We start from the raw sequence: 21091 nt of genomic DNA on the forward strand, positions 1-21091 counted from the left end.
TCTCTCCTTATTTCGCATCATACCATGTCGGACCCTGGGCCACATCTGCTTTTAAAGGCACCGACAGTTCAATTGTCTGCTCCATCAGCTCCGGCACAAGCTCCTGCATGGTTTTCACTTCATTTTCGGGCACCTCAAAGATTAATTCGTCGTGTACCTGCAGCAGCAGGCGGCTGTTCAGGCCTTTTTCTTCAAGGGCTTTGCTTACATCCACCATCGCTTTTTTAATAATATCAGCTGCAGTACCCTGAATAGGAGTGTTCATAGCTGTTCTTTCCGCAAAGCTGCGCTGGTTAAAGTTGCGGCTGTTCATGTCGGGCAGGTACCTGCGGCGGTGCAGAAGTGTCGTCACAAACCCGTCGCGCCTCGCTTCATCCTTAATCTCATTCATGTAATTCTGCACGTTGGGATAGCTTTTTAAATAGGTCTCAATAAATTCTTTCGCTTCGTTTCTCGTGATGCCAAGGCTCTGCGAAAGGCCGTAATCCGAAATGCCATAAACGATTCCGAAGTTTACAGCTTTTGCGCTTCTGCGCATGTTGGATGTCACTTCGTCGTGCCCTACGCCAAACACATCCATCGCAGTTTTTGTGTGAATGTCCATATTGTTTTGGAAAGCTCCCTTGAGCCCCTCATCATCTGCAATATGGGCAAGTACCCGGAGTTCAATCTGCGAATAGTCTGCCGATAAAATAGACCACCCGGATTCTGAAGGTATGAAAGCCTTCCGGATACGCCTGCCTTCTTCAAGGCGGATGGGGATGTTCTGCAGATTCGGCTCGGTAGAACTCAGCCGTCCTGTCTGCGTAATCGCCTGGTTGAACATCGTATGGATTTTGCCCGTAGTTGGGTGGATCACCTTTAACAGCCCTTCAATATACGTGGAGCGCAGCTTCGAAATCTGGCGGTACAGCAACAGACTCGGGATAATTTCATGCTGATCACTCAGCTTTTCGAGCACATCCGCCGACGTGGAGTAGCCGGTTTTCGTCTTCTTAATAGCCGGCAGCCCGAGCTCTTCAAACAGAATCGGTCCAAGCTGCTTCGGCGAATTAATGTTAAATTCACGCCCGGCTTGTTTATAAATTTCTTTTTCAAGCTCTGTGAGACGGCCGTCCAGCTCATCACCGATCACCTCAAGCTGCTGACGGTCCACAGAGATGCCCTGAGTTTCCATCTGTCCGAGTACAAGCGACAGCGGCATTTCGAGCTCCTTAAACAGTTCGAGCTGCTCGTTCTGCTTTAAGTCCTCTTCAATTTTCCCCTGCAGACGGTAGACGGCTTCACCTTTCCGGATCAGATGCTCTGCCAGCACTTCTTCCTCCGGTTTCGTACGTTTGGCGCCTTTGCCGTAAACGGCTTCGTCAGTGTCCACCACCTGCAGATTCCGGCGCTTGGCTATATCAGACACGTGATGCGAAGATACGGAAGGATCAATTAAATAGGAGGCTATAAGCGTATCATGGGTGATGCCCCGGAGTTCTACGCCTTTCCACCCGAGAGCGACGACAGCACGCTTTGTATCAAACGTATATTTTTCTTTGGATTCGTCTTTAGCCCATTTCTGGAATGCTTCACTCTGCAGTGCATCTTCTGTGGAAATAAAATAACGTCCAGTTTCATTAATAACCGCTATGCCCCAGACACTTCCGTGGTGATAATTTTCTTCAGGCACTTCCACCACCAGGGCCGACGGGGAGACGAGCATATCCTCCTGCACGTCTGTCACATGCTTGTAGGCCAGCTCATCGAAGGTCTGCTGCGCTTCATCAACGTCATCAAATTTGTTTAACAGCGTTTGGAACTCAAGCTCGCGGAAAAGATCTGTCACTTCTTTCACGTCATATTCCTCATGCTTTAACTGCTGAAGCTCCAAATCAAGCGGCGTGTTCCGGTAAATAATAGCGAGTTCTTTGCTCATTTTCGCCTGTTCCTTGTTTTCTTCGAGCCGTTCCTTCATTTTCTTCCCGGAAATTTTATCAATGGACTCCAGCACTTTATCTACGGAGCCATACTCCTGTAAAAGCTTTAATGCAGTTTTTTCCCCAATCCCGGGCACGCCAGGAATATTATCCGAGCTGTCTCCCATAAGTCCCTTCATATCAGTAATCTGAAGAGGAGCAAGGCCATAGCGCTCCTGAATCGCGTCTGGATCATACAGTTCGGTATTTGTTATTCCTTTTTTGATAAAGGAAACGTGCACGTGAGGACTGACCAGCTGCAGCAGGTCCCGGTCGCCAGTATAGATGCGTACGTCCCAGTTTTCCTCCTCGGCCTGTTTCGAAAGGGTGCCGATAATATCATCTGCTTCATAGTTTTCCTTTTCGATATAAGGAACTTTAAAAACGTCCAGCACTTCACGAATGACTGGAAGCTGTTCGGATAACTCAGAAGGGGTCTTTTCCCGGCCGGATTTATACTCGCTGTAAGTATCGTGGCGGAAGGTTGTTTTTCCGGCATCAAAGGCCACCAGCACGTGGCTTGGCTCCTCATCCTCCAGAATTTTTAAAAGCATGGTTGTAAAGCCGTAAATCGCATTTGTATAAACGCCTTTATCGTTATTTAAAAGAGGCAGGGCAAAAAAGGCCCGGTAAGCAATACTGTTTCCATCCAATAACACTAGTTTACTCAAATCATTGTCCTCCTTATTACAAAAAGCCGAAACGGCTTCTTATGTACATCATCAAGCGGGCTTTCACGTTCATCGTTATATTTTATCATACACCGCGGACAGCGTCAGAATGTCTACCTGAAAAAAGCATAAAAAAAGAACGAAAGCCAAGGGGTGCTTTCGTTCCAGAGGGGATGCAGCCCGCTGCAAAAACAAGCAGCAGACGAAAACCCGTTCGACCACTATATTATAGCGTAAATGTAAATAGGTCGTTTACCGGAGGTTAAGAATTTGTAAATTCTTCTTCTACGGGCTGTCTTTCTCCCGGAAAACGCAGTGTGAATACCGTTCCTTCACCTCTCGTGCTGTTCACTTCGATACGGCCGCCGTGGGCGTCCGTAAGATGTTTAACAATGGCAAGCCCGAGCCCGGTGCCGCCCGAACCGCGGCTTCTCGCTTTATCAACACGATAGAATCGCTCAAAAATACGGGGCAGCTGCTCGGGACTGATACCGATGCCGTTGTCTTCCACTTCAAGCACTACTTCCTCTCCTTCTTTAAACAGCCGAACCTGCACTTCCCCGCCTTCTTTTGTGTAAATAATAGCGTTATTGACCAGGTTAATAATAATCTGTTTCAACCGGGCTTCATCACCGTCCATATAAATCCCTGCATCCACACGCGAAGTAAGCAGCAAATGCTTATCAATCGCTTTAGGTTCAAGCAGGCGGACGGCTTCTGCTGCCGTATTGCTCACATCGAATCGTGCCCGGTTCAATTCAAAATAGTCCTGCTCAATTCTTGAAAGCTCCAAAAGATCACTAATTAAATCCTGAAGCCGGTCACTTTCTTTCCAAATAATATCCAGAAACTGCCTGCTTAGCGCTTCGTCATGCATAGCCCCGTCCAGGAGTGTTTCGGTAAAGCCTTTCACGGAAGTAACCGGCGTTTTTAATTCGTGTGATACGTTCGCGACAAAATCTTTTCGCACTTCCTCCAGCTTTTTCAGCTCTGTAATATCATGCAGCACAAGCACGATGCCGCGCAGCTCATCTTTTTCCCCCAGTACCGGAGCGCCGTAGACATGGAAAAAACGCACTTCAAGTTCATGAAGCATTTGTACAGTAGAACTGGATCGGCTCTCCGTTAAAAATATCTTCTGGATAAGCTTAATGATTTCTTTCTCGTCCATCGCTTCATAGTACAGCAAATCGAGCCACTGGCTTGTGTCTTCTTTAAAAATCCGTGCACAGTAGGCATTCATCAACGTAATTTCGCCACGGCTGTTTATAAACACCAGGCCGCTCTCCATCGTATTGATCAGCGTTTCAAGCCGTTCCTGCTGCTCCTGGTTTTCCTTTGTTACACTTTCAAGATTAAATGCGAGCACATTAATCGAACGGGTCAGCTGACCGACTTCATCCTGCGTACTTCCGTAAGCTCTGGCGCTGAAATTTCCTTTAGCCAGTTCATTGGCTGTTTTTGTAGCCTGAGTGATCGGTTTCGTCAACTGATTTGTCACTTTTGTTGTAATATATAAAATGATCAGAAGCGCGATACCAAAGCTGCCAATTAACGTCCCCCAGATCAGCCAATTGATCGCATTGATTCGCTCCACCGGAATCGCAAGCCTCATATAATACGTATCATTTTCATACGAAAATGGCACTGCGTAATACAGAAGCTCTGCTTCCAGCGTATTGCTGTAACGGATGTTACTTCCTTCTCCGCTTTCGCGGGCGTCTTCTATTTCCGGACGCCCGAAATGATTGTCTAGCTCCTCTGATTCAGCTTCCGTTTCCCCAATAACCTCGCCGGTTTCATTAATAATCGTCACGCGTACATCCAGCTGGCTGCTGATATTCTGTGCCAGCGCTTCCCAGCTTTCTTCATTTCGTTCTTCAGCAATCGAGGCGGAAAGGTTGGCCTCTCTTTCCAGACTGTTCTCGAGTTCATCCACGTAAAGAGAACGCACAATCTGCCCGATAATAAGCCCGACGACGGTCAAAACGATTAAAATAATCGCCATCAGAGCTACAATCAGGCGGGTACGGAATCGCCTCATGCAGGTGCCGGCTCCTCAAATTTATAGCCTAAACCGCGAACCGTTTTGATGTATACCGGTTTTTTCGTATTCGGTTCAATTTTTTCACGCAGATGACTGATATGTACATCAACTATCCTCGTATCCCCTACAAATTCGTAATTCCATACAGCATTCAACAGCTGGTCACGCGTAAGTACCCGTCCCTTATGGTTAATTAAGTACACGAGCAGTTCAAATTCCTTCGGCGTCAGCTCAAGCGCTTCTTCTTTCACGTACGCCTCATAATTCTCCGGATATACTGTTAAGTGACCGATGCTTTTTCTTTCTATTTTTTCCATTTCAATTTCCTGCCCGGAGTAGTCCACTCTGCGCATGATCGCCTTGACGCGGGCCACCAGCTCTCGCGGACTGAACGGCTTTGTCATATAATCATCGGCACCAAGTTCAAGACCGAGCACTTTATCAAATTCTTCGTCTTTTGCCGTCAGCATCAAAATTGGAACCTGAATCTTTTCTGTCCGGATTTTCCGGCACACTTCGAGACCGTCGATTTCTGGAATCATTAGATCGAGCACAATTAAATCGTACTTTACCTCCTGTGCTTTCCGGAGTGCTTCCACGCCGTCATAAGCTGTATCCACTGTGTATCCCGACTGCTCGAGATTGTATTTTAACAGCGTTACAATGGATTCTTCATCGTCTACTACCAATAACCGTGTTGCCATAGGAACCCTCCGTTTCTCAGCGCCCCCCTTGGCGCTGATTATTTTCCCGAGCTGCTGCATCTGTCACATTCATCATACTATAAGCGAGTCACACAGCTCAATGTTTATCGCTTTTTCTCCTGCAGGCATAAAAAAGCTGCCTGTATCATACAGACAGCCTACAGCACTTCTTTAATCGTTCGGTAATGCCTTCATGACATCACGAACAGAATCAGCAGAAGTATTCAATTGATTTTGTTCTTCATCTGTCAGCTCGAGCTCGATAATCTTTTCCAACCCGTTACCGCCAAGAATGGTCGGTACTCCGAGGTAAAGATCATTATATCCATATTCGCCTTCAAGATAAGCAATAGATGGGAGCACTCGCTTTTTATCTTTTAAAATCGCTTCAACCATTTCCGTAAGAGCAGCGGCTGGGGCGTAATAAGCACTTCCATTACCAAGAAGCTGCACAATTTCCCCTCCGCCTTTGCGCGTTCGTTCAATGATTGCGTCAATACGTTCCTGGGATATGAGCTTAGTCAGCGGCACTCCGCCAGCGTTTGAGTAACGGATCAGCGGTACCATGTCATCTCCGTGGCCACCAAGAACGAATCCCTGGATGTCTTCAACGGAAATGCCGGTCTCCTGGGCGACAAACGTACGGAAGCGTGCCGTATCGAGCACCCCGGACTGGCCGATAACACGGTTTTTAGGGAAGCCGGATTCTTTATACACCGCATATGTCATTGCATCTGCCGGATTGGTGAGCACGACAATAATGCATTCAGGCGAATGTTTCACCACTTCTTTTGTGACAGATTTCATGATTTTTGCGTTTGTATTAATCAGATCATCCCGGCTCATTCCCGGCTTTCTTGCAATACCTGCTGTGATCACGACAATGTCCGATCCAGCTGTATCAGCGTAATCCGATGTGCCGGTCACATTAACATCCGATCCGTTTACTGGAGTCGACTCGAGCATATCGAGTGCTTTCCCTTTTGTCGGTCCTTCATTGTCCGGGACGTCTACAAGCACTACATCCCCAAGCTCTTTCTGGGCAACCATAAGAGCCGTAGTAGCCCCTGTAAAACCGCCACCTATAACTGATACTTTTCTGCGCGTAATAGCCATGCATGCTCATCTCCTATCAATTGATTGGATTACATATTGCTGATTAGAGCGTCACCGAACTCAGAGCACTTCACTTCTTTTGCTCCGTCCATCAGGCGGGCGAAGTCATAGGTGACGACTTTGCTTCCGATGGTTTTGTCCATGGATTGAAGCACAAGCTCGGCAGCTTCATTCCAGCCAAGGTGACGAAGCAGCAGTTCACCGGAAAGGATAACAGAAGAAGGATTTACTTTATCCAGGCCGGCATATTTTGGCGCTGTGCCGTGTGTAGCCTCGAAAATAGCGTGTCCAGTCTCGTAGTTGATGTTGGCGCCCGGAGCGATACCAATGCCGCCAACCTGCGCAGCCAGCGCGTCGGAAACATAGTCTCCGTTTAAGTTCATAGTGGCTACTACATCAAACTCTTTCGGACGTGTCAGAATCTGCTGCAGGAAGATGTCAGCAATAGCATCTTTTACGATGATTTTGCCTTCGCTTACCGCTTTATCCTGAGCAGCATTTCCTGCTTCCTTGCCTTCTTTTTCTACGATTTCATCATATTCGCGCCATGTGAAGACTTTATCGCCGAATTCACGCTCTGCAAGGTCGTAGCCCCAGTTTTTGAAGGAGCCTTCGGTAAACTTCATAATATTTCCTTTGTGTACGAGGGTTACACTTTCACGGCCTTCATCAAGCGCGTATTGAATAGAAGCACGGACGAGGCGCTCAGTACCTTCTCTGGAAACAGGCTTTACGCCGATACCGGATGTTTCAGGGAAACGGATGTTTTCGGAGCCCATTTCATTTTGCAGGAAGTCGATGACTTTTTTCACTTCATCTGTGCCTTCCTGGAATTCAATACCGGCATAAATGTCCTCAGTGTTCTCACGGAAAATAACCATGTTAACGTCTTCCGGACGCTTTACCGGGGAAGGTACGCCTGTAAAGTGCTGTACCGGACGCAGGCACGTAAACAGGTCAAGCTTCTGGCGCAGCGCTACGTTCAGGGAACGGATGCCTCCACCGATAGGAGTGGTGAGCGGGCCTTTAATAGCGATTAAGTATTCACGGATAGCCTCCAGGGATTCTTCCGGGAGCCATTCGCCTGTTTTATCGTAAGCTTTCTGGCCTACAAGAATTTCTTTCCAGTGAATTTTCTTTTCACCGTTATAGGCTTTTTCTACAGCTGCATCCAATACTTTCTCTGCTGCAGCCCAGATGTCCGGGCCAATGCCGTCCCCTTCGATATAAGGGATAATTGGTTCGTTTGGCACCGTTAAATTACCATTATTAGTTTGAATTTTTTCTCCGTTAGACATAAAATAAATCCTCCTTTAATGTGATCAACTTTTCTTTTTTACCCAGACATCAAATCATACCCGGGACGCTGAATAAGCGGGAACAGGAAAACGAAGCACCTTTTTCCGCTTGCTTAACTCCAGCTTATCGTTCTTCTAGAGAAACGTACGTTTTATTTTCCGGGCCGACATATTCTGCACGTGGGCGGATTAAACGATTGTTTTCATACTGCTCAAGAATATGAGCGATCCACCCAGACGTACGGCTGACGGCAAAAATCGGTGTAAACAAGTCGTGGTCAATGCCGAGACTGTGATACACAGACGCTGAAAAGAAATCCACGTTCGGCAGAAGACCTTTCTCGTTTTCGATTTTTTCTTCAACTTTCATCGACATATCATACCATTTTGATTCCCCGGTAACTTCTGTCAGCTGACGGGACATCTCGCGCAGGTATTTGGCACGCGGATCGCCATTTTTATATACCCGGTGTCCGAATCCCATAATCTTTTCTTTGTTATCGAGAAGCTTCTGCACATAGCTGTCCACATTGTCCGGGGTTCCGATGTCTGTCAGCATTCCCATTACACGCTCATTGGCACCGCCGTGAAGCTCGCCTTTTAATGCGCCGATAGCCGCTGTCACCCCAGAATACATATCCGAAAGGGTGGCTACACAAACACGGGCAGTAAATGTAGATGCATTCAGTTCATGGTCAGCGTGCAGAATCATCGCTTTGTTAAACGCTTTGATCGATGTTTCATCCGGTGCTTCTCCGTTTAGCATATACAAAAAGTTTGCAGAAAAGCTCAGTGCAGGATCAGGCTTAATCGGGTCTTTTCCTTTTCGAACTCTTGCAAAACCTGTAACGAGAGATAAAATTTGTGCCTGCAGTCGCACAGCTTTACGATGGTTTGCTTCTTCGCTCATGTCATCAGCTTCACTGTCGTAAAGGCTCAACTGCGAAACTGCAGTACGCAGAGCAGCCATAGGGCGCACTTCATCGACCGGATACTGTTTCATGTATTCAAAAATTTCATCCGGTACACTCATATTATCCATGAGCGACTGACGGAAATTATTGTATTCTTCTTTGGTTGGAAGCTCCCCGTACCAAAGCAGATAAATAACTTCTTCAAAAGATGCATTTTCTGTCAAGTCATCAATATGATAACCCTGATATCTCAATACATCATCAACAATGGAGCTGACACTGGAAGTAGTAGCTACAACGCCTTCTAAACCACGAGTTGAACTCATTACACAATCTCTCCTTTAATTCAAAAAGTATAGCGTATGTACTGAAGAAGAAAATGCTTACATTTTCCTTTTAATAAAACATACGCTTCGAAAACAGAACGGTTGGTCTGTTTTTGACATAAAAGCCCATTGCACTGCCACTTTTTGGAGGTATAGCGCATTCAATTGTGTACACAATAATGACCTCCCTCTGTTAAGGCAGCCGGAGATACCTCCGGCTGTTATACAGCCGTCTATCCGCCGAGAGAGGAAAACCACTCCACGGCTCTCATCGCAATATAAGCGATGCCGGCCCCGATAAGAGGCCCGACGGCAATACCGTTAAACAGAGCTACTGCTAAAATGGTGCCAAGCACAAGCGCAGTAGTGATGTGCGGATCTGTCTGAAGCAGTTCTACACCACCCTTGGCAATAAGTGCCACCAGTATGCCCGAGGCGAGCGCAATCCATGCATAATAGGAACGAACTGCTTCACCGAGCTGGCGAAAACCAATGTCCCCGGTAGCAATTGGAACCAGAACCGCAAATGTCAAAATAGTAACAGCAATTTCAATGCCTTTTGCCTGCATAAACGGAAATATTTTATCGCCCAGTCCTGTCCATTTAATAACGATTAAAGCAGCGACAGCTATGATTAATGACTGGTTTTTTGCGAAAATCCCCACCGCAAGCAGTATAAGTAAAAAAACTGAGGCTTGCGATAACAATGCATGGTCATCCTTCCAAATTAAACGCTCCTAATAATCCTACCACATTTGACAATTTCATGTCATGTACGCCCGGAAAGTTTTCAGAAGTTTCAATCGGGAGCAGGCTCACCACCTGCGTCCCATCACTCTTATATTCCCGTTATCTACCATTTTTTTAAACCATTTCTTTAAAACGGCTTTCATTCCTCTTCTCGACCACGGAATTAACAGGCTGAAACCGAGAGCGTCTGTGATAAATCCCGGGGTGAGCAGCAGCGTGCCGCCAACAAGAATGCAAACACCATCCAGAACAATATCCCCAGGCATTTCCCCCCGCTGCGTCTGCATCTGCAGCGTACGGAACACCTGCAGGCCTTCCCGTTTCGCAAGCCAGGCCCCAAGCAGCCCGGTCGCAATAATGAGTGCAATTGTCGGCCATATGCCGATCGTGTTGCCGGATAATATTAATACACCTACTTCTGCGGCCGGTACAATAATCAACAGTAGTAAAAACCATTTAGCCATCTGCCCGCCCCCTTTCATTTAAAATTTTATCCAGATTTCTGCGTCGTTTCAGCGTCACCAGGTTATAGTTAGTGATCAGAATTTTTTACAATACACTCGCATGTCCGCGGTAAATGTCACCTCTTGAAGCGTCGACTGTAATTTCCTCGCCGTCTTCAAACAAGCTTCTGGCTTCTTCAACACCTACTACTACAGGGATACCCAGATTCAGTCCTACAACAGCAGCATGCGAGGTTAAACCGCCTTCTTCTGTCACCACAGCCAGCGCTTTTTCCACAGCCGGCATCATATCTTTATCTGTTGCCTGGGTGACGAGCACTGCGCCCTCTGTCATTTTAGCATTTGCCTCTTCCGCACTGCCTGCGACTACTACTCTTCCTGAGGCAGTGTAGCGGCCGATGCCCTGTCCTTTTGCAACCGTTTCACCGATCACGTGGACCTTCATCAGATTAGTCGTTCCTGTTTCACCTACAGGTACTCCGGCAGAGATAACCACAAGATCGCCACGGTTGACGAGCTCTTCCGACAGCGCTTTGCTCACAGTAACATCAAGCATTTCATCGGTAGTGCTCGATTTTGTGCCAAGCAGTCCTTGAACGCCCCAGATTAAAGCGAGCCGGCGATAGACACGTTCATTACTTGTAACCGCAATGATCGGTGACTCCGGACGGTATTTTGAAACAATGCGTGCGGTATACCCGCTTTCGGTGGCAGTCAGAATCGCCGATGCGTTCAATGAATGGGCTGTATAGGCAACCGACTGTCCGATGGAATTGGTAATGGAAGGCTTGCTTTCTTTTGTTTTTTCATCAAGCGTATTGCGGTACTGCAGGGATGATTCTGCTCTAAGCGCGATGTTGCTCATTGTTTCCACGGATTCCACTGGATAGTCCCCGGCTGCTGTTTCACCGGAAAGCATGATAGCATCTGTACCATCGAAAATAGCATTCGCCACATCACTTGCTTCAGCACGGGTCGGACGCGGATTGTGCTGCATGGAATCGAGCATCTGCGTAGCTGTAATGACTGGCTTCGCCAGGAAGTTGCAGCGTTTAATCAGACGCTTTTGTACTAGCGGTACTTCTTCTGGCGGGATTTCAACGCCCATATCTCCGCGCGCCACCATCAGTCCGTCGGACACTTCAAGGATTTCCTCGACATTGTCGATGCCTTCCTGGTTTTCAATTTTCGGCACGATGAACGTGTCTTCTGCTCCGTGTTTTTCCAGGAGCTCCCGGATTTCCAAAACGTCAGAGGCACGGCGTACAAATGAAGCGGCAATAAAATCGACGTTATTTCTGATTCCAAATTCAATATCATCCGCATCTTTTTCTGTGATACCCGGCAGATTGACCTTCACGTTCGGAAGGTTAACGCCCTTTTTGTTTTTCAGTTCGCCGCTATTGAGAACTTTCGTATGAACTTCCTTCTCCTCGATACCGGTTACTTCAAGCTCAATCAGCCCATCATCGAGAAGGATTTTTTTGCCGACTTCCATATCATCCGTCAGGCCGCTGTGGGTGACAGAGATTTTTTCCGTCGTCCCTACAACTTCTTCTGTGCTGATGATGAGTGGCTGTCCTTTTTCAAGCTGAATGGCGCCGCCTTCCATCGTATGAGTCCGTACTTCCGGGCCCTTTGTGTCCAGCAGAATAGCAACGTTTTTTTTCAGGCGGGCAGAAACTTCGCGTATGCTGTCAATCCGGGCCTGATGCTCAGCAAAGTCTCCGTGGGAAAAGTTGAGTCTCGCTACATTCATGCCATTTTCAATTAATTTCTCCAGCGTTTCCGGCGCTTCACTTGCCGGTCCTATCGTACATACAATTTTTGTTTTTCGCATGATTTTCCTCCTGTTCTCTCTCTAAAATCCTAGTTCATTGTACCATAGAAATTTTTCATCCGGGACACTGCGTTGACCCCGGAATTAAATCGACAGTTCCTGAGACAATTTATACATGCCGGAGTCTACCTGATGCTTTTGCTTAAGCACTTCCGGAATGGCTTTATCAACAATCTCATTTTTTTCAATGCCGACCATCCGTCCTTCTTTACCGTTTAATAGAAGCTCTACGGCCCTTGCTCCGAGACGGCTTGCGAGCACACGGTCAAATCCGGTCGGCGAACCTCCGCGCTGGATATGGCCAAGCACGGTCACCCTCGTTTCAAGATTCGTCGTATCCTGAATTTTTTGGCCGAATTCTGTTCCGCTTCCCACGCCTTCAGCGATAATGATGATACTGTGTTTTTTGCCCCTCGCGTGGCCGCGGCGGAGACGGCTTACTACCTGATCCATATCGTACTCTTCTTCTGGGATAAGAATCGTCTCTGCGCCGTCGGCGAGCCCGGACCAGAGAGCGAGGTCACCGGCATCTCTGCCCATTACTTCAATAACGTATGTACGCTCATGTGAAGTGGCGGTATCACGGATTTTATCAATAGCGTCGATGACTGTGTTCAGCGCCGTATCAAAGCCGATGGTGTAATCCGTTCCCGGAATGTCATTATCGATTGTGCCCGGTACACCAATCGTCGGATAGCCAAGCTCTGTCAATTTTTCAGCGCCGCGGAAGGAACCGTCACCGCCTATGACGACCAATGCTTCAATGCCTCTTGCATTCAGCTGATCCACTGCCTTCTGGCGTCCTTCGGGTGTACGGAATTCTTCACAGCGGGCGGTATACAATTTTGTTCCGCCGCGGTGGATAATATCCCCTACGTCGCCAAGCTCCATTTTTTTGATATCCCCTTCGATCAGCCCGGCATAGCCGTACTGAACTCCGTAAACCTCAAGATCGTGATAAATCGCCTTCCGAACCACAGCACGTATGGCTGCATTCATCCCCGGAGAATCTCCTCCACTAGTTAGTACTCCAATCCGTTTCATTCCATAACTCCTTCCCTTTGCATTCCTGTTTATCATTATACCCGTTATAGACCCGATGACACAAAAGTAATTGTATTTTTAAAAGCCGCTTTAATTAAAAAGCCACACTAAAAGAGGGGCTCTGTGACAGCGTTCCGCTCGTTTTCGTCAATATCAGCTGAACAACAGGGGCCGTTCAATCTCATAAAAAAAGCGCCACCCGGCGCTTTCCTAAAAATCACTTTCTTCAAACGTACCCATCTGCTTAAATTTTTCATACCTTGATTCTATTAATTCATTCGGCGTTAATACAAGCAGATCCTTTAAAGACTGCTGAAGCGTTTTTCGCAGAATAGCCATCTGCTCTTTCGGATCATGGTGGGCCCCTCCCCGGGGTTCCTTCACAATCTCATCAATTACTCCAAATTCCTTCAGATCTCCGGCTGTGATACGCATCGCTTCAGCCGCCTCCCTTGCATATGAAGCATCCTTCCACAGGATAGAGGAAGCCCCTTCTGGAGAAATTGTCGAATACCATGAATTTTCGAACATATGTACATGATTCGCTACTCCAAGCGCAAGACCGCCTCCGCTGCCGCCTTCTCCGATAACAACACTAATTACCGGCACTTTCAGGCCGGCCATTTCCATCAGGTTACGCGCAATAGCTTCACTCTGTCCCCGCTCTTCCGCTGCTTTTCCGGGATAAGCGCCCTTCGTATCAACGAAGCAGATCACCGGCCGGTTGAACTTTTCGGCCTGCTTCATAAGACGAAGCGCTTTGCGGTACCCTTCCGGATGCGGCATGCCGAAATTCCGGCGCACATTTTCCTTCGTATCCCGCCCACGCTGATGTCCGATAACAGTTACCGGGCTTCCTTCAAAAAAGGCAATACCTCCGACAATCGCTTCGTCATCGCCAAACAGCCGGTCGCCGTGCAGTTCAATGAATTGTTCAAACAAACTGTCGATATAATCCAGCGTGGTGGGCCGCTCCGGGTGCCTCGCAATCTGCACCCGCTGCCAAGGCTTTAAATTATTATATACTTCTGATTCGAGCTGCTCCAGCCGCTGCTCCAGTTTTTCTATCTCTCCGCTTAAATCAATGTCCTTCTCATCTGTGAAGCTTTTTAATTCATCGATTTTGTTCCGGAGCTCCATGATTGGTTTTTCAAAAGGAAGATGATTTTCCATTGTCACTTACTCCCTTCACGTATGCATCTGCACGATTGCGGACAAAACATTTTTCATGTCCTGCCTATGCAGTACCTTGTCGAGCTGTCCGTGTTTAAGCAAAAATTCCGCTGTCTGAAAATCTTCGGGAAGCTCCTGGCGTATTGTCTGTTCAATTATTCTTCTTCCGGCAAAACCTATTAATGCTTCCGGCTCGGCAAAATTGTAATCTCCAAGAGAGGCAAAGCTTGCAGAAACGCCGCCGGTAGTAGGGTGAGTCATAACTGATACAAATAAAAGCCCTGCTTCATCCATTTTTTTCAGTGCTGCACTCGTCTTGGCCATTTGCATGAGGCTGAGAATCCCTTCCTGCATCCGTGCTCCGCCTGAAGCTGAAAACAGAATGAAGGGTGCATGGAGGTCAAGTGCCCGTTCGATTGCCCGTGCGATTTTCTCTCCGACTACCGATCCCATGCTCCCCATCCGGAACGCCGGATCCATGACGCCAAGAACCACCGGGGTGCCTCCGATCGTCCCTTCACCTGTGACGACCGCTTCCTTATGACCAGTCTTTTTCTGATCCTTTTCAAGCTTTTCTTTGTATTCCGGAAACTCCAGAGGATCTGCAGAAACCATATGAGGGTTTAATTCACGAAAGGAATCCGTATCTAGGATCAAATCGATCCGTTCGGAAGGAGTCATCGGCATATGATGACCACAGTGCATACAGACATTGGCATATTTCATTAACTCTTTTGTATACACAATCGTTTTACATTTAGGGCACTTTGTCATAACGCCTTCATTCATTGTTTTCGGCTGTTCCCTTTCAGCCGGCATTGAAGCATATTTCCGCCTTTTGCTGAATAAATCTTTGATCATCATAAAGACACCTTCTTCATATTTAATGCTTGGCTGCTCCGCAAATAATAAAAACGCAAGCAGACTGCAGCGTCCCGGAATGCAATTCACCGTTCAGCAGGTGTACATAACACAGCGCTGTTGTTTTATTTGCAGACGTACATCAGGAGCGACCGTTTTGTCAGCGATCGCTCCTGCTATTAGTCTCCCACATAGTCTATCACATACAAGCTCTAATATATAGGAAAAGCCAGACATCTTCAATGGTTAAGAATATAGGTCTTTACTATTCTTCGATATCAGAAAGAGCTCTTGTTTTTTCCTTAATTTTTTCCGGATCAGCATTTTTTCGCGCCACACCTGTTTCCATCGCTGTTTTCGCTACTGCTGCAGCTACTTCTGGAGCGACTCTCGGATCAAAAGGATTCGGAATAACATAATCTTCGTTCAACTCGTCTTCGGTAATCAGCTCTGCAATAGCATATACAGCTGCTTTTTTCATATCCTCGTTAATGTGGGTGGCGTTTACATCGAGGGCTCCCCGGAAAATACCCGGAAACGCGAGCACGTTGTTTACCTGGTTCGGAAAATCGGAGCGGCCCGTGCCAATTACTTTCGCTCCGGCTTCCTTGGCATTGTCCGGAGTAATTTCAGGGTCTGGATTGGCCATCGCAAAGATGATAGGGTCCTCGTTCATGGACTCAACCATTTCCTTCGATAATACTCCCGCCACGGACACACCAATAAATACATCCGTATTCTGGACAACCTCTTTTAATCCCCCGGAAACATTTTCATTGTTCGTTACTTTTGCGACTTCTGCTTTCATGTCGTTCATGCCTTCCGGACGTCCTTCGTAAATGGCTCCCTTGGAGTCGCATAAAATTACGTCTTTCACTCCGAAGCGGCGGAGAAGTTTAATAATAGCAATGCCGGCTGAACCTGCCCCGTTAATAACTACACGGATTTCGGACATGTGCTTTTTATTGAGTTTCAGGGCGTTGATTAACCCGGCTACAGTAACGATTGCTGTGCCGTGCTGATCGTCATGGAAAACAGGGATATTCGTTTCTTTTTTCAACCGTTCTTCAATGACAAAGCAGTTAGGAGCGGCGATATCTTCAAGATTAACGCCGCCAAAAGTCGGCTGCATTAATTTTACCGTTTCTACAATTTTGTCGACATCATTTGTTTCGAGGCAGATTGGAAAAGCATCCACCCCCGCGAAGGATTTAAACAGAACCGCCTTTCCTTCCATAACAGGCAGGGACGCTTCCGGGCCGATATTACCAAGGCCAAGCACGGCAGAGCCGTCGGATACGACCGCTACCATATTTCCTTTCATTGTATATTCAAATACCTTTTGTTTATCATCAAAAATTTCTTTGCACGGCTCTGCTACCCCCGGAGAATAGGCCAAGCTTAAATCTCTTCCATTTCTCACCGGTACTTTCGAGACCGTCTCCAGTTTTCCCTGGTTCTGTTTATGAATATGTAGTGCTTCCTCGCGGGTTGTCGGCATGGTGCCACTCTCCTTCAGCATATTTTATATTTTAATTATAACCCTGTGCTTTTAGAAGCACATCAAGTGTTTCATTCATTTTAATTATAAACGTTACCTATTATAACAGAATAATCAGTCAGCGGCATCTTTATTTGGTTTCAAAATAATAGATTCTTTTGAAACAACCTTTTCAAGTTCGCGTAGACATACATCCGCTGCGTTTGTTTTTAAGCTGTTTCCGAGCTGAATGGTGCGCTCCTGCTGCTCATCATAGACGATGACAGGTACAGCCCCGGGCGACTGCCGCAGTATTTGCTTAATTCGGCGCAGAGCCTGTTCTCCGTCTTTTTCCGGCAATTTAACAAAAAGCGTATTCTCCGACTGTTTCTCAAGCTCCTGCATGGAAAGACAGTCTTCTGCAATCATTTTGCTGCTGCGGGCCTGTTTATCGGTGCGCCCCTGAATCAGAAGGATTGACTTTTCTGTAAGCATTGATTTCACCTTCCGGTAGACGTTCGGAAAAACGACCACTTCAAGCTCCCCGGAGCCATCATCCATCGTCAGAAAGCACATAGACTGTCCGTTTTTCGTTCGCACGGTTTTCACGGTCCGCACGAACCCGCCAGCCCAGCGCAGCTGATTATCCGCTGGAAGCGGACTCCCAAGGTCCCATAACCGAAAGGCGGCAAAAAGTTCACTGTAGGCATCCAGCGGATGGCCGCTTAAGTAGTATCCGGAGGCTTCTTTTTCCATCTCAAGCTTTTCTTCGCGGGTAAGAGGTTCAGCTTCAATCCAGCGCATTCTCGGTGCCAGCTCTGTGCCAAATTCCTGGAATTCCTGTTCTCCCTCGATCATCCGCAGGGAACGGTCAAGCGAAGCGAGCAGCGTCGACCGCTCAACACCAAATTCATCAAACACGCCAGCCTGAATAAGATACACAAACCCCTGACGGCCAATCGCTCTTGTATCCACGCGGTGAAGAAAATCAAGCCAGTATTCAAAACGTCCACCGCTTTTTCTTTCATTTAAAATCATCTGGATATTGTTTTTACCTGCCTGTTTAATGATATTCAAGCCAAAACGAAGATTTCCTTCCTCAATACGAAACCCATAGCCGCTTTGATTGATTGAAGGCGGAAGCAGCCGAATACCGAGCTCTTTTGCTTCTCGCTGATATTCCAGAAATTTTTCTTCACTTCGCACGTGGCTTGTCATTAATGAAGAGAAAAACACGGCCGGATAATGGGCTTTAATATAAGCCAGCTGATAGGAAATAACGCTGTAGGCCACTGCGTGGCTTTTATTGAAGCCATAATTGGCAAACTGTTCAATCCAGCTGAATATTGTTTCTGCTTCCGTTTTCGGCACTTTTGAAGCTGCTGCTTTTTCAAGAAACCGTTTTGCTTCTTTTTTCATTTCACCAGCGTTTTTTTTGCTGATAGCCCTCCGGAAGGAGTCCGCTTCTCCCATTGTATACCCTGCCACTTTCACCGCAATCTGCATAATCTGCTCCTGGTATACGATAATGCCGTATGTAGACCCTGCAATATCTTCAATATGTTCAGGTAGATCGGGCATTTCTTTTATCCCGTGCTTGCGCTCTGCATACAACGGGATCTGAGCCATCGGGCCCGGGCGGTAAAGAGCGCTCACTGCAGCAATATCCTCAAAACGGTCGGGCCTGATCTGCTGCAGGGCAGATTTCATTCCTGCCGATTCAAGCTGAAATATTCCGTTAGTTTTCCCCTCGCTCAGCAGCTGATACGTTTTTTCATCATCCATGGGTATGCGTCTTAACTGAAAATTCTTCTCTATTTTTTGAACAGCCTCAGTCATATATTCGAGCAGCGTTAAATTCCGGAGCCCTAGCAAGTCGATTTTCACAAGTCCGAGAGCTTCAAGGTCCTCCATCGGATACTGCGTTAACAGCAGCGAGCCGTTTCTCTCCATTAATGGAGTGTAGGATTCCAGCCGTTCACTGCTTAAAACGATACCGGCGGCGTGAATAGATGTCTGGCGCGGCAGCCCTTCCAAAAAGGAAGCCGCCCGAAGGAGGGAGTCAACTTTCGGTTCATTCTGCTGCCACTGCTGCAGCTGTTTGTCGCCTGCAGTTTTTCCGGCAATGGAATCGGCGCCTGAAAACATACCAGCCGTCCGGTTAATAAGCCCCTGCGGAATTTCGAGCACCCTTCCCGCATCCCGTATTGCCGCCCGCGCCCCGAACGTATTGAATGTAACAATCTGAGCCACGTGGCTGTCCCCGTATTTATTCCTTAAATAATGCAGCACCTCTTCCCGCCGGTGATCCGGAAAGTCAATATCTATGTCCGGAAGCGCCGCACGTTCCGGATTTAAAAACCGCTCAAAAAGAAGGTCGTACTGCAGGGGATCCACATCCGTAATACCGATAAGGTAGGAAACGAGCGACCCCGCTGCCGACCCTCTTCCCGGTCCTACATACATTCCCTGCTTTTTAGCAAACGCCACAAAATCCTGCACAATTAAAAAATAATCAGCGAAGCCGGCATCGATAATAACATTCAGTTCATGCTTCAACCGCTCTCTCATTTGTTCCGAGACGGCATTATAACGCTTTTGCATTCCTTTTTCTGCAAGTTTTTTCAAATACAGGCCGGCAGACTGCCCGCGCGGAGCTGGAAATGCCGGAAGGTGCGTCTCCCCTAATGAAATATCTACGTGGCATTTATCAGCTGCCCGTTTCCAGTTATCGATATGCTCAGCTTCATACATAACTGATGCTTCCTGCTGCCACATTTCGAGTGAGAAGGGTCTCTGTTCTATTACGGTATCTTTCCAGACACTGCCTTTCTTCACTGCATGCAGCAGCTTGTAGGCCCGCTCCTCTTCGGTTGTCTGCATATTGATTAATGGAGACGCTGCCATCGGGAGCCCGAATTGCTCTGCAGCGCTTCTCCATTCTATTTCTTCTCCAGCCCTGGGCGCTTCAAGCCATAGAACATCAGCCCCGAACCGTCTGCTCCATTTTTCAAAAAACGCATGTAACTCGTCTTTGCGGTTCTTCAAAGTGCCGGGCTCACTGTTTTCAAGTGGGAGGATAAAAAGACAACCGGCAGACTCTGCCAGTTGTTCCCAAGTTATCTTTCTGTCCTGCTGTTTGTCCCCGGCCCACCGCATGAGCTGCCCGTATCCCTGGTTATCCTGCGGCAACGCAACCACCGGAAATTCTTCATCCTCTTTAGTATCTCCCTGGACCCACAATTCAATCCCCGGAAGGCCCTTCACCTGGTACTGTCGGCAGAGACGGTAAAAAGCCACTGCCCCGTGCATCGTGTCCCGGTCAGTAACCGCTGCCGCCGGCCAGTTGTATTCTTTTGCTTTGCGGACAAGATTTTCGAGCCGGATAGTGCTTTGTAAAATGCTGTACTCCGAATATGCGTGCAGTGACATACGCCTCCCCCCTCCCTTCAGCCTGGTCTTTGATGAACGTTCTTTACCGCTGCTTCCAATTTCGGCAGATATTTTCAAGCTCCTGTATAATATCTTCTGTTTCTTTCCTGTTCTCTGCTTGAGCTCCTGCAGCCATTGTATGTCCGCCTCCGCGGTATTTAACAGCCAGTTGATTGATCACCGGGCCGCGCGAACGAAAACGCACACGGTATGACCCCTGCTCTTCTTCCACAAAAAATACCCACGCAATGACTCCTTCTGTATCAGCAAACGAGTTAATTACCGCTGAAGATTCATTAATGGTTACATTGTATTTACCAAGCAGATCCCGGGTTAAGTACATGTAGGCTGCTCCGTCTTCGGTCAGCGTGAAGCTTTGAAGCACTTCTCCGCGCAGACGCACCAGACTCTCGGGGTTTTTATACATTTCGGCATAGATTGCTCCCGGGTCAAAATCAAATGCAAGCAGTTCAGCTGCCATGCGCATCGTGTTCGGCGTTGTGTTACTGAACTGGAAACGCCCGGTATCTCCGATAATCCCGGCGTAGCAGAGGCGGGCGGTTTCATTCGGGATTGTCCAGCCGTAAGATTTTTGGGCATACAGCACCAGCTCGGTAATCATTTCGCAGGTGGAGCTTTTTTTCGTGTCTACCCACATCGGCTCGCCGTATGGATCTTCGTTCGGGTGATGGTCGATTTTTATAACTGCCGCTCCCTGATCCCAGCCTGTACCGTCGATTCTTGCCATATTGGCAGTGTCACACACGATAACCAGTGTTTCGGCGTCCACTTCAAACGAATGTTCATCCATCGTCGTTAAAAACGAAAGGGAAGGTTCATTTTCACCTATAGTACCCACCTGCTTGTCCGGAAACTGTTTTCTAATCCATGCTGCCATCCCAGCCTGAGAACCGAGAGCATCCGGGTCCGGACGTTCGTGCCGGTAAATCATGATTTTACTGTATTGTTCTATCGTTTGTATGATTGCCTGAAACATCTGCATTATCTTT

General features: G+C 47.5%; 15 protein-coding genes. All 15 read right to left on the bottom strand.

The window, feature by feature from the left end; all coding sequences use genetic code 11:
- Nucleotides 1-7 precede the first annotated feature (7 nt).
- The 15 genes from polA to Q9M42_RS11180 all read right to left on the bottom strand — a co-directional run bounded on the left by polA (nucleotide 8) and on the right by Q9M42_RS11180 (nucleotide 21084).
- On the bottom strand, nucleotides 8-2632 hold the full coding sequence (gene polA / locus Q9M42_RS11110; RefSeq protein ID WP_322526537.1) for a DNA polymerase I: 2625 nt from the start codon (nucleotides 2630-2632) through the stop codon (nucleotides 8-10).
- A 262-nt stretch (nucleotides 2633-2894) separates the two neighbouring features.
- Nucleotides 2895-4676 carry a two-component system histidine kinase PnpS gene (gene pnpS / locus Q9M42_RS11115; protein ID WP_322526538.1) on the bottom strand — a complete coding sequence of 594 codons (1782 nt, stop codon included), beginning with the start codon at nucleotides 4674-4676 and terminating at the stop codon, nucleotides 2895-2897.
- Nucleotides 4673-5383, bottom strand: coding sequence for a response regulator transcription factor (locus Q9M42_RS11120; RefSeq protein WP_322526539.1), 711 nt, complete (start codon nucleotides 5381-5383; stop codon nucleotides 4673-4675). Before Q9M42_RS11120 ends, pnpS begins: the two co-directional genes overlap by 4 nt.
- Nucleotides 5384-5554: 171 nt before the next feature.
- Nucleotides 5555-6499 (bottom strand): malate dehydrogenase, encoded by a 945-nt coding sequence (gene mdh, locus Q9M42_RS11125; protein ID WP_322526540.1) that lies wholly within the window; start codon nucleotides 6497-6499, stop codon nucleotides 5555-5557.
- Between the two features lie 29 nt (nucleotides 6500-6528).
- Entirely contained in the window at nucleotides 6529-7797 is a 1269-nt protein-coding gene (gene icd / locus Q9M42_RS11130) for an NADP-dependent isocitrate dehydrogenase (protein WP_322526541.1), read from the bottom strand.
- Nucleotides 7798-7921: 124 nt separating this feature from the next.
- Nucleotides 7922-9037 carry a citrate synthase gene (citZ, locus tag Q9M42_RS11135; protein ID WP_322526542.1) on the bottom strand — a complete coding sequence of 372 codons (1116 nt, stop codon included), beginning with the start codon at nucleotides 9035-9037 and terminating at the stop codon, nucleotides 7922-7924.
- Between the two features lie 233 nt (nucleotides 9038-9270).
- The gene (locus tag Q9M42_RS11140) at nucleotides 9271-9744 is read right to left on the bottom strand and encodes a DUF441 domain-containing protein (protein WP_022793103.1); all 474 of its coding nucleotides are present in this window, start codon (nucleotides 9742-9744) and stop codon (nucleotides 9271-9273) included.
- Between the two features lie 108 nt (nucleotides 9745-9852).
- Nucleotides 9853-10251 carry an FxsA family protein gene (locus tag Q9M42_RS11145; RefSeq protein WP_022793102.1) on the bottom strand — a complete coding sequence of 133 codons (399 nt, stop codon included), beginning with the start codon at nucleotides 10249-10251 and terminating at the stop codon, nucleotides 9853-9855.
- 85 nt (nucleotides 10252-10336) lie between these two features.
- A complete protein-coding gene (pyk, locus tag Q9M42_RS11150) occupies nucleotides 10337-12091 on the bottom strand; it encodes a pyruvate kinase (protein ID WP_322526543.1) in 1755 nt (584 codons plus the stop codon).
- A gap of 84 nt (nucleotides 12092-12175) precedes the next feature.
- The gene (gene pfkA / locus Q9M42_RS11155; protein ID WP_322526544.1) at nucleotides 12176-13135 is read right to left on the bottom strand and encodes a 6-phosphofructokinase; all 960 of its coding nucleotides are present in this window, start codon (nucleotides 13133-13135) and stop codon (nucleotides 12176-12178) included.
- 210 nt (nucleotides 13136-13345) lie between these two features.
- On the bottom strand, nucleotides 13346-14308 hold the full coding sequence (locus tag Q9M42_RS11160) for an acetyl-CoA carboxylase carboxyltransferase subunit alpha (protein WP_322526545.1): 963 nt from the start codon (nucleotides 14306-14308) through the stop codon (nucleotides 13346-13348).
- 15 nt (nucleotides 14309-14323) lie between these two features.
- Nucleotides 14324-15169 (bottom strand): acetyl-CoA carboxylase, carboxyltransferase subunit beta, encoded by an 846-nt coding sequence (accD, locus tag Q9M42_RS11165; protein WP_322526575.1) that lies wholly within the window; start codon nucleotides 15167-15169, stop codon nucleotides 14324-14326.
- A 265-nt stretch (nucleotides 15170-15434) separates the two neighbouring features.
- Nucleotides 15435-16670, bottom strand: a complete 1236-nt coding sequence (locus Q9M42_RS11170) for an NAD(P)-dependent malic enzyme (protein ID WP_322526546.1) — start codon at nucleotides 16668-16670, stop codon at nucleotides 15435-15437.
- A 114-nt stretch (nucleotides 16671-16784) separates the two neighbouring features.
- The gene (locus tag Q9M42_RS11175) at nucleotides 16785-20081 is read right to left on the bottom strand and encodes a DNA polymerase III subunit alpha (protein WP_322526547.1); all 3297 of its coding nucleotides are present in this window, start codon (nucleotides 20079-20081) and stop codon (nucleotides 16785-16787) included.
- 43 nt (nucleotides 20082-20124) lie between these two features.
- Nucleotides 20125-21084, bottom strand: a complete 960-nt coding sequence (locus Q9M42_RS11180; protein WP_322526548.1) for a DHH family phosphoesterase — start codon at nucleotides 21082-21084, stop codon at nucleotides 20125-20127.
- Nucleotides 21085-21091 lie beyond the last annotated feature (7 nt).

The sequence above is a fragment of the Marinococcus luteus genome, from assembly GCF_034497705.1.
In the GTDB taxonomy this organism is placed as follows: Bacteria; Bacillota; Bacilli; order Bacillales; family Marinococcaceae; genus Marinococcus; species Marinococcus luteus_A.

Bases quoted from the DNA above. Each gene is read 5' to 3' on its own strand.
- pnpS (WP_322526538.1), bottom strand. From the start codon at position 4,676: ATGAGGCGATTCCGTACCCGCCTGATTGTAGCTCTGATGGCGATTATT.
- Q9M42_RS11120 (WP_322526539.1), bottom strand. From the start codon at position 5,383: ATGGCAACACGGTTATTGGTAGTAGACGATGAAGAATCCATTGTAACG.
- mdh (WP_322526540.1), bottom strand. From the start codon at position 6,499: ATGGCTATTACGCGCAGAAAAGTATCAGTTATAGGTGGCGGTTTTACA.
- icd (WP_322526541.1), bottom strand. From the start codon at position 7,797: ATGTCTAACGGAGAAAAAATTCAAACTAATAATGGTAATTTAACGGTG.
- citZ (WP_322526542.1), bottom strand. From the start codon at position 9,037: ATGAGTTCAACTCGTGGTTTAGAAGGCGTTGTAGCTACTACTTCCAGT.
- Q9M42_RS11145 (WP_022793102.1), bottom strand. From the start codon at position 10,251: ATGGCTAAATGGTTTTTACTACTGTTGATTATTGTACCGGCCGCAGAA.
- pyk (WP_322526543.1), bottom strand. From the start codon at position 12,091: ATGCGAAAAACAAAAATTGTATGTACGATAGGACCGGCAAGTGAAGCG.
- pfkA (WP_322526544.1), bottom strand. From the start codon at position 13,135: ATGAAACGGATTGGAGTACTAACTAGTGGAGGAGATTCTCCGGGGATG.
- Q9M42_RS11160 (WP_322526545.1), bottom strand. From the start codon at position 14,308: ATGGAAAATCATCTTCCTTTTGAAAAACCAATCATGGAGCTCCGGAAC.
- accD (WP_322526575.1), bottom strand. From the start codon at position 15,169: ATGATCAAAGATTTATTCAGCAAAAGGCGGAAATATGCTTCAATGCCG.
- Q9M42_RS11170 (WP_322526546.1), bottom strand. From the start codon at position 16,670: ATGCCGACAACCCGCGAGGAAGCACTACATATTCATAAACAGAACCAG.
- Q9M42_RS11175 (WP_322526547.1), bottom strand. From the start codon at position 20,081: ATGTCACTGCACGCATATTCGGAGTACAGCATTTTACAAAGCACTATC.
- Q9M42_RS11180 (WP_322526548.1), bottom strand. From the start codon at position 21,084: ATGCAGATGTTTCAGGCAATCATACAAACGATAGAACAATACAGTAAA.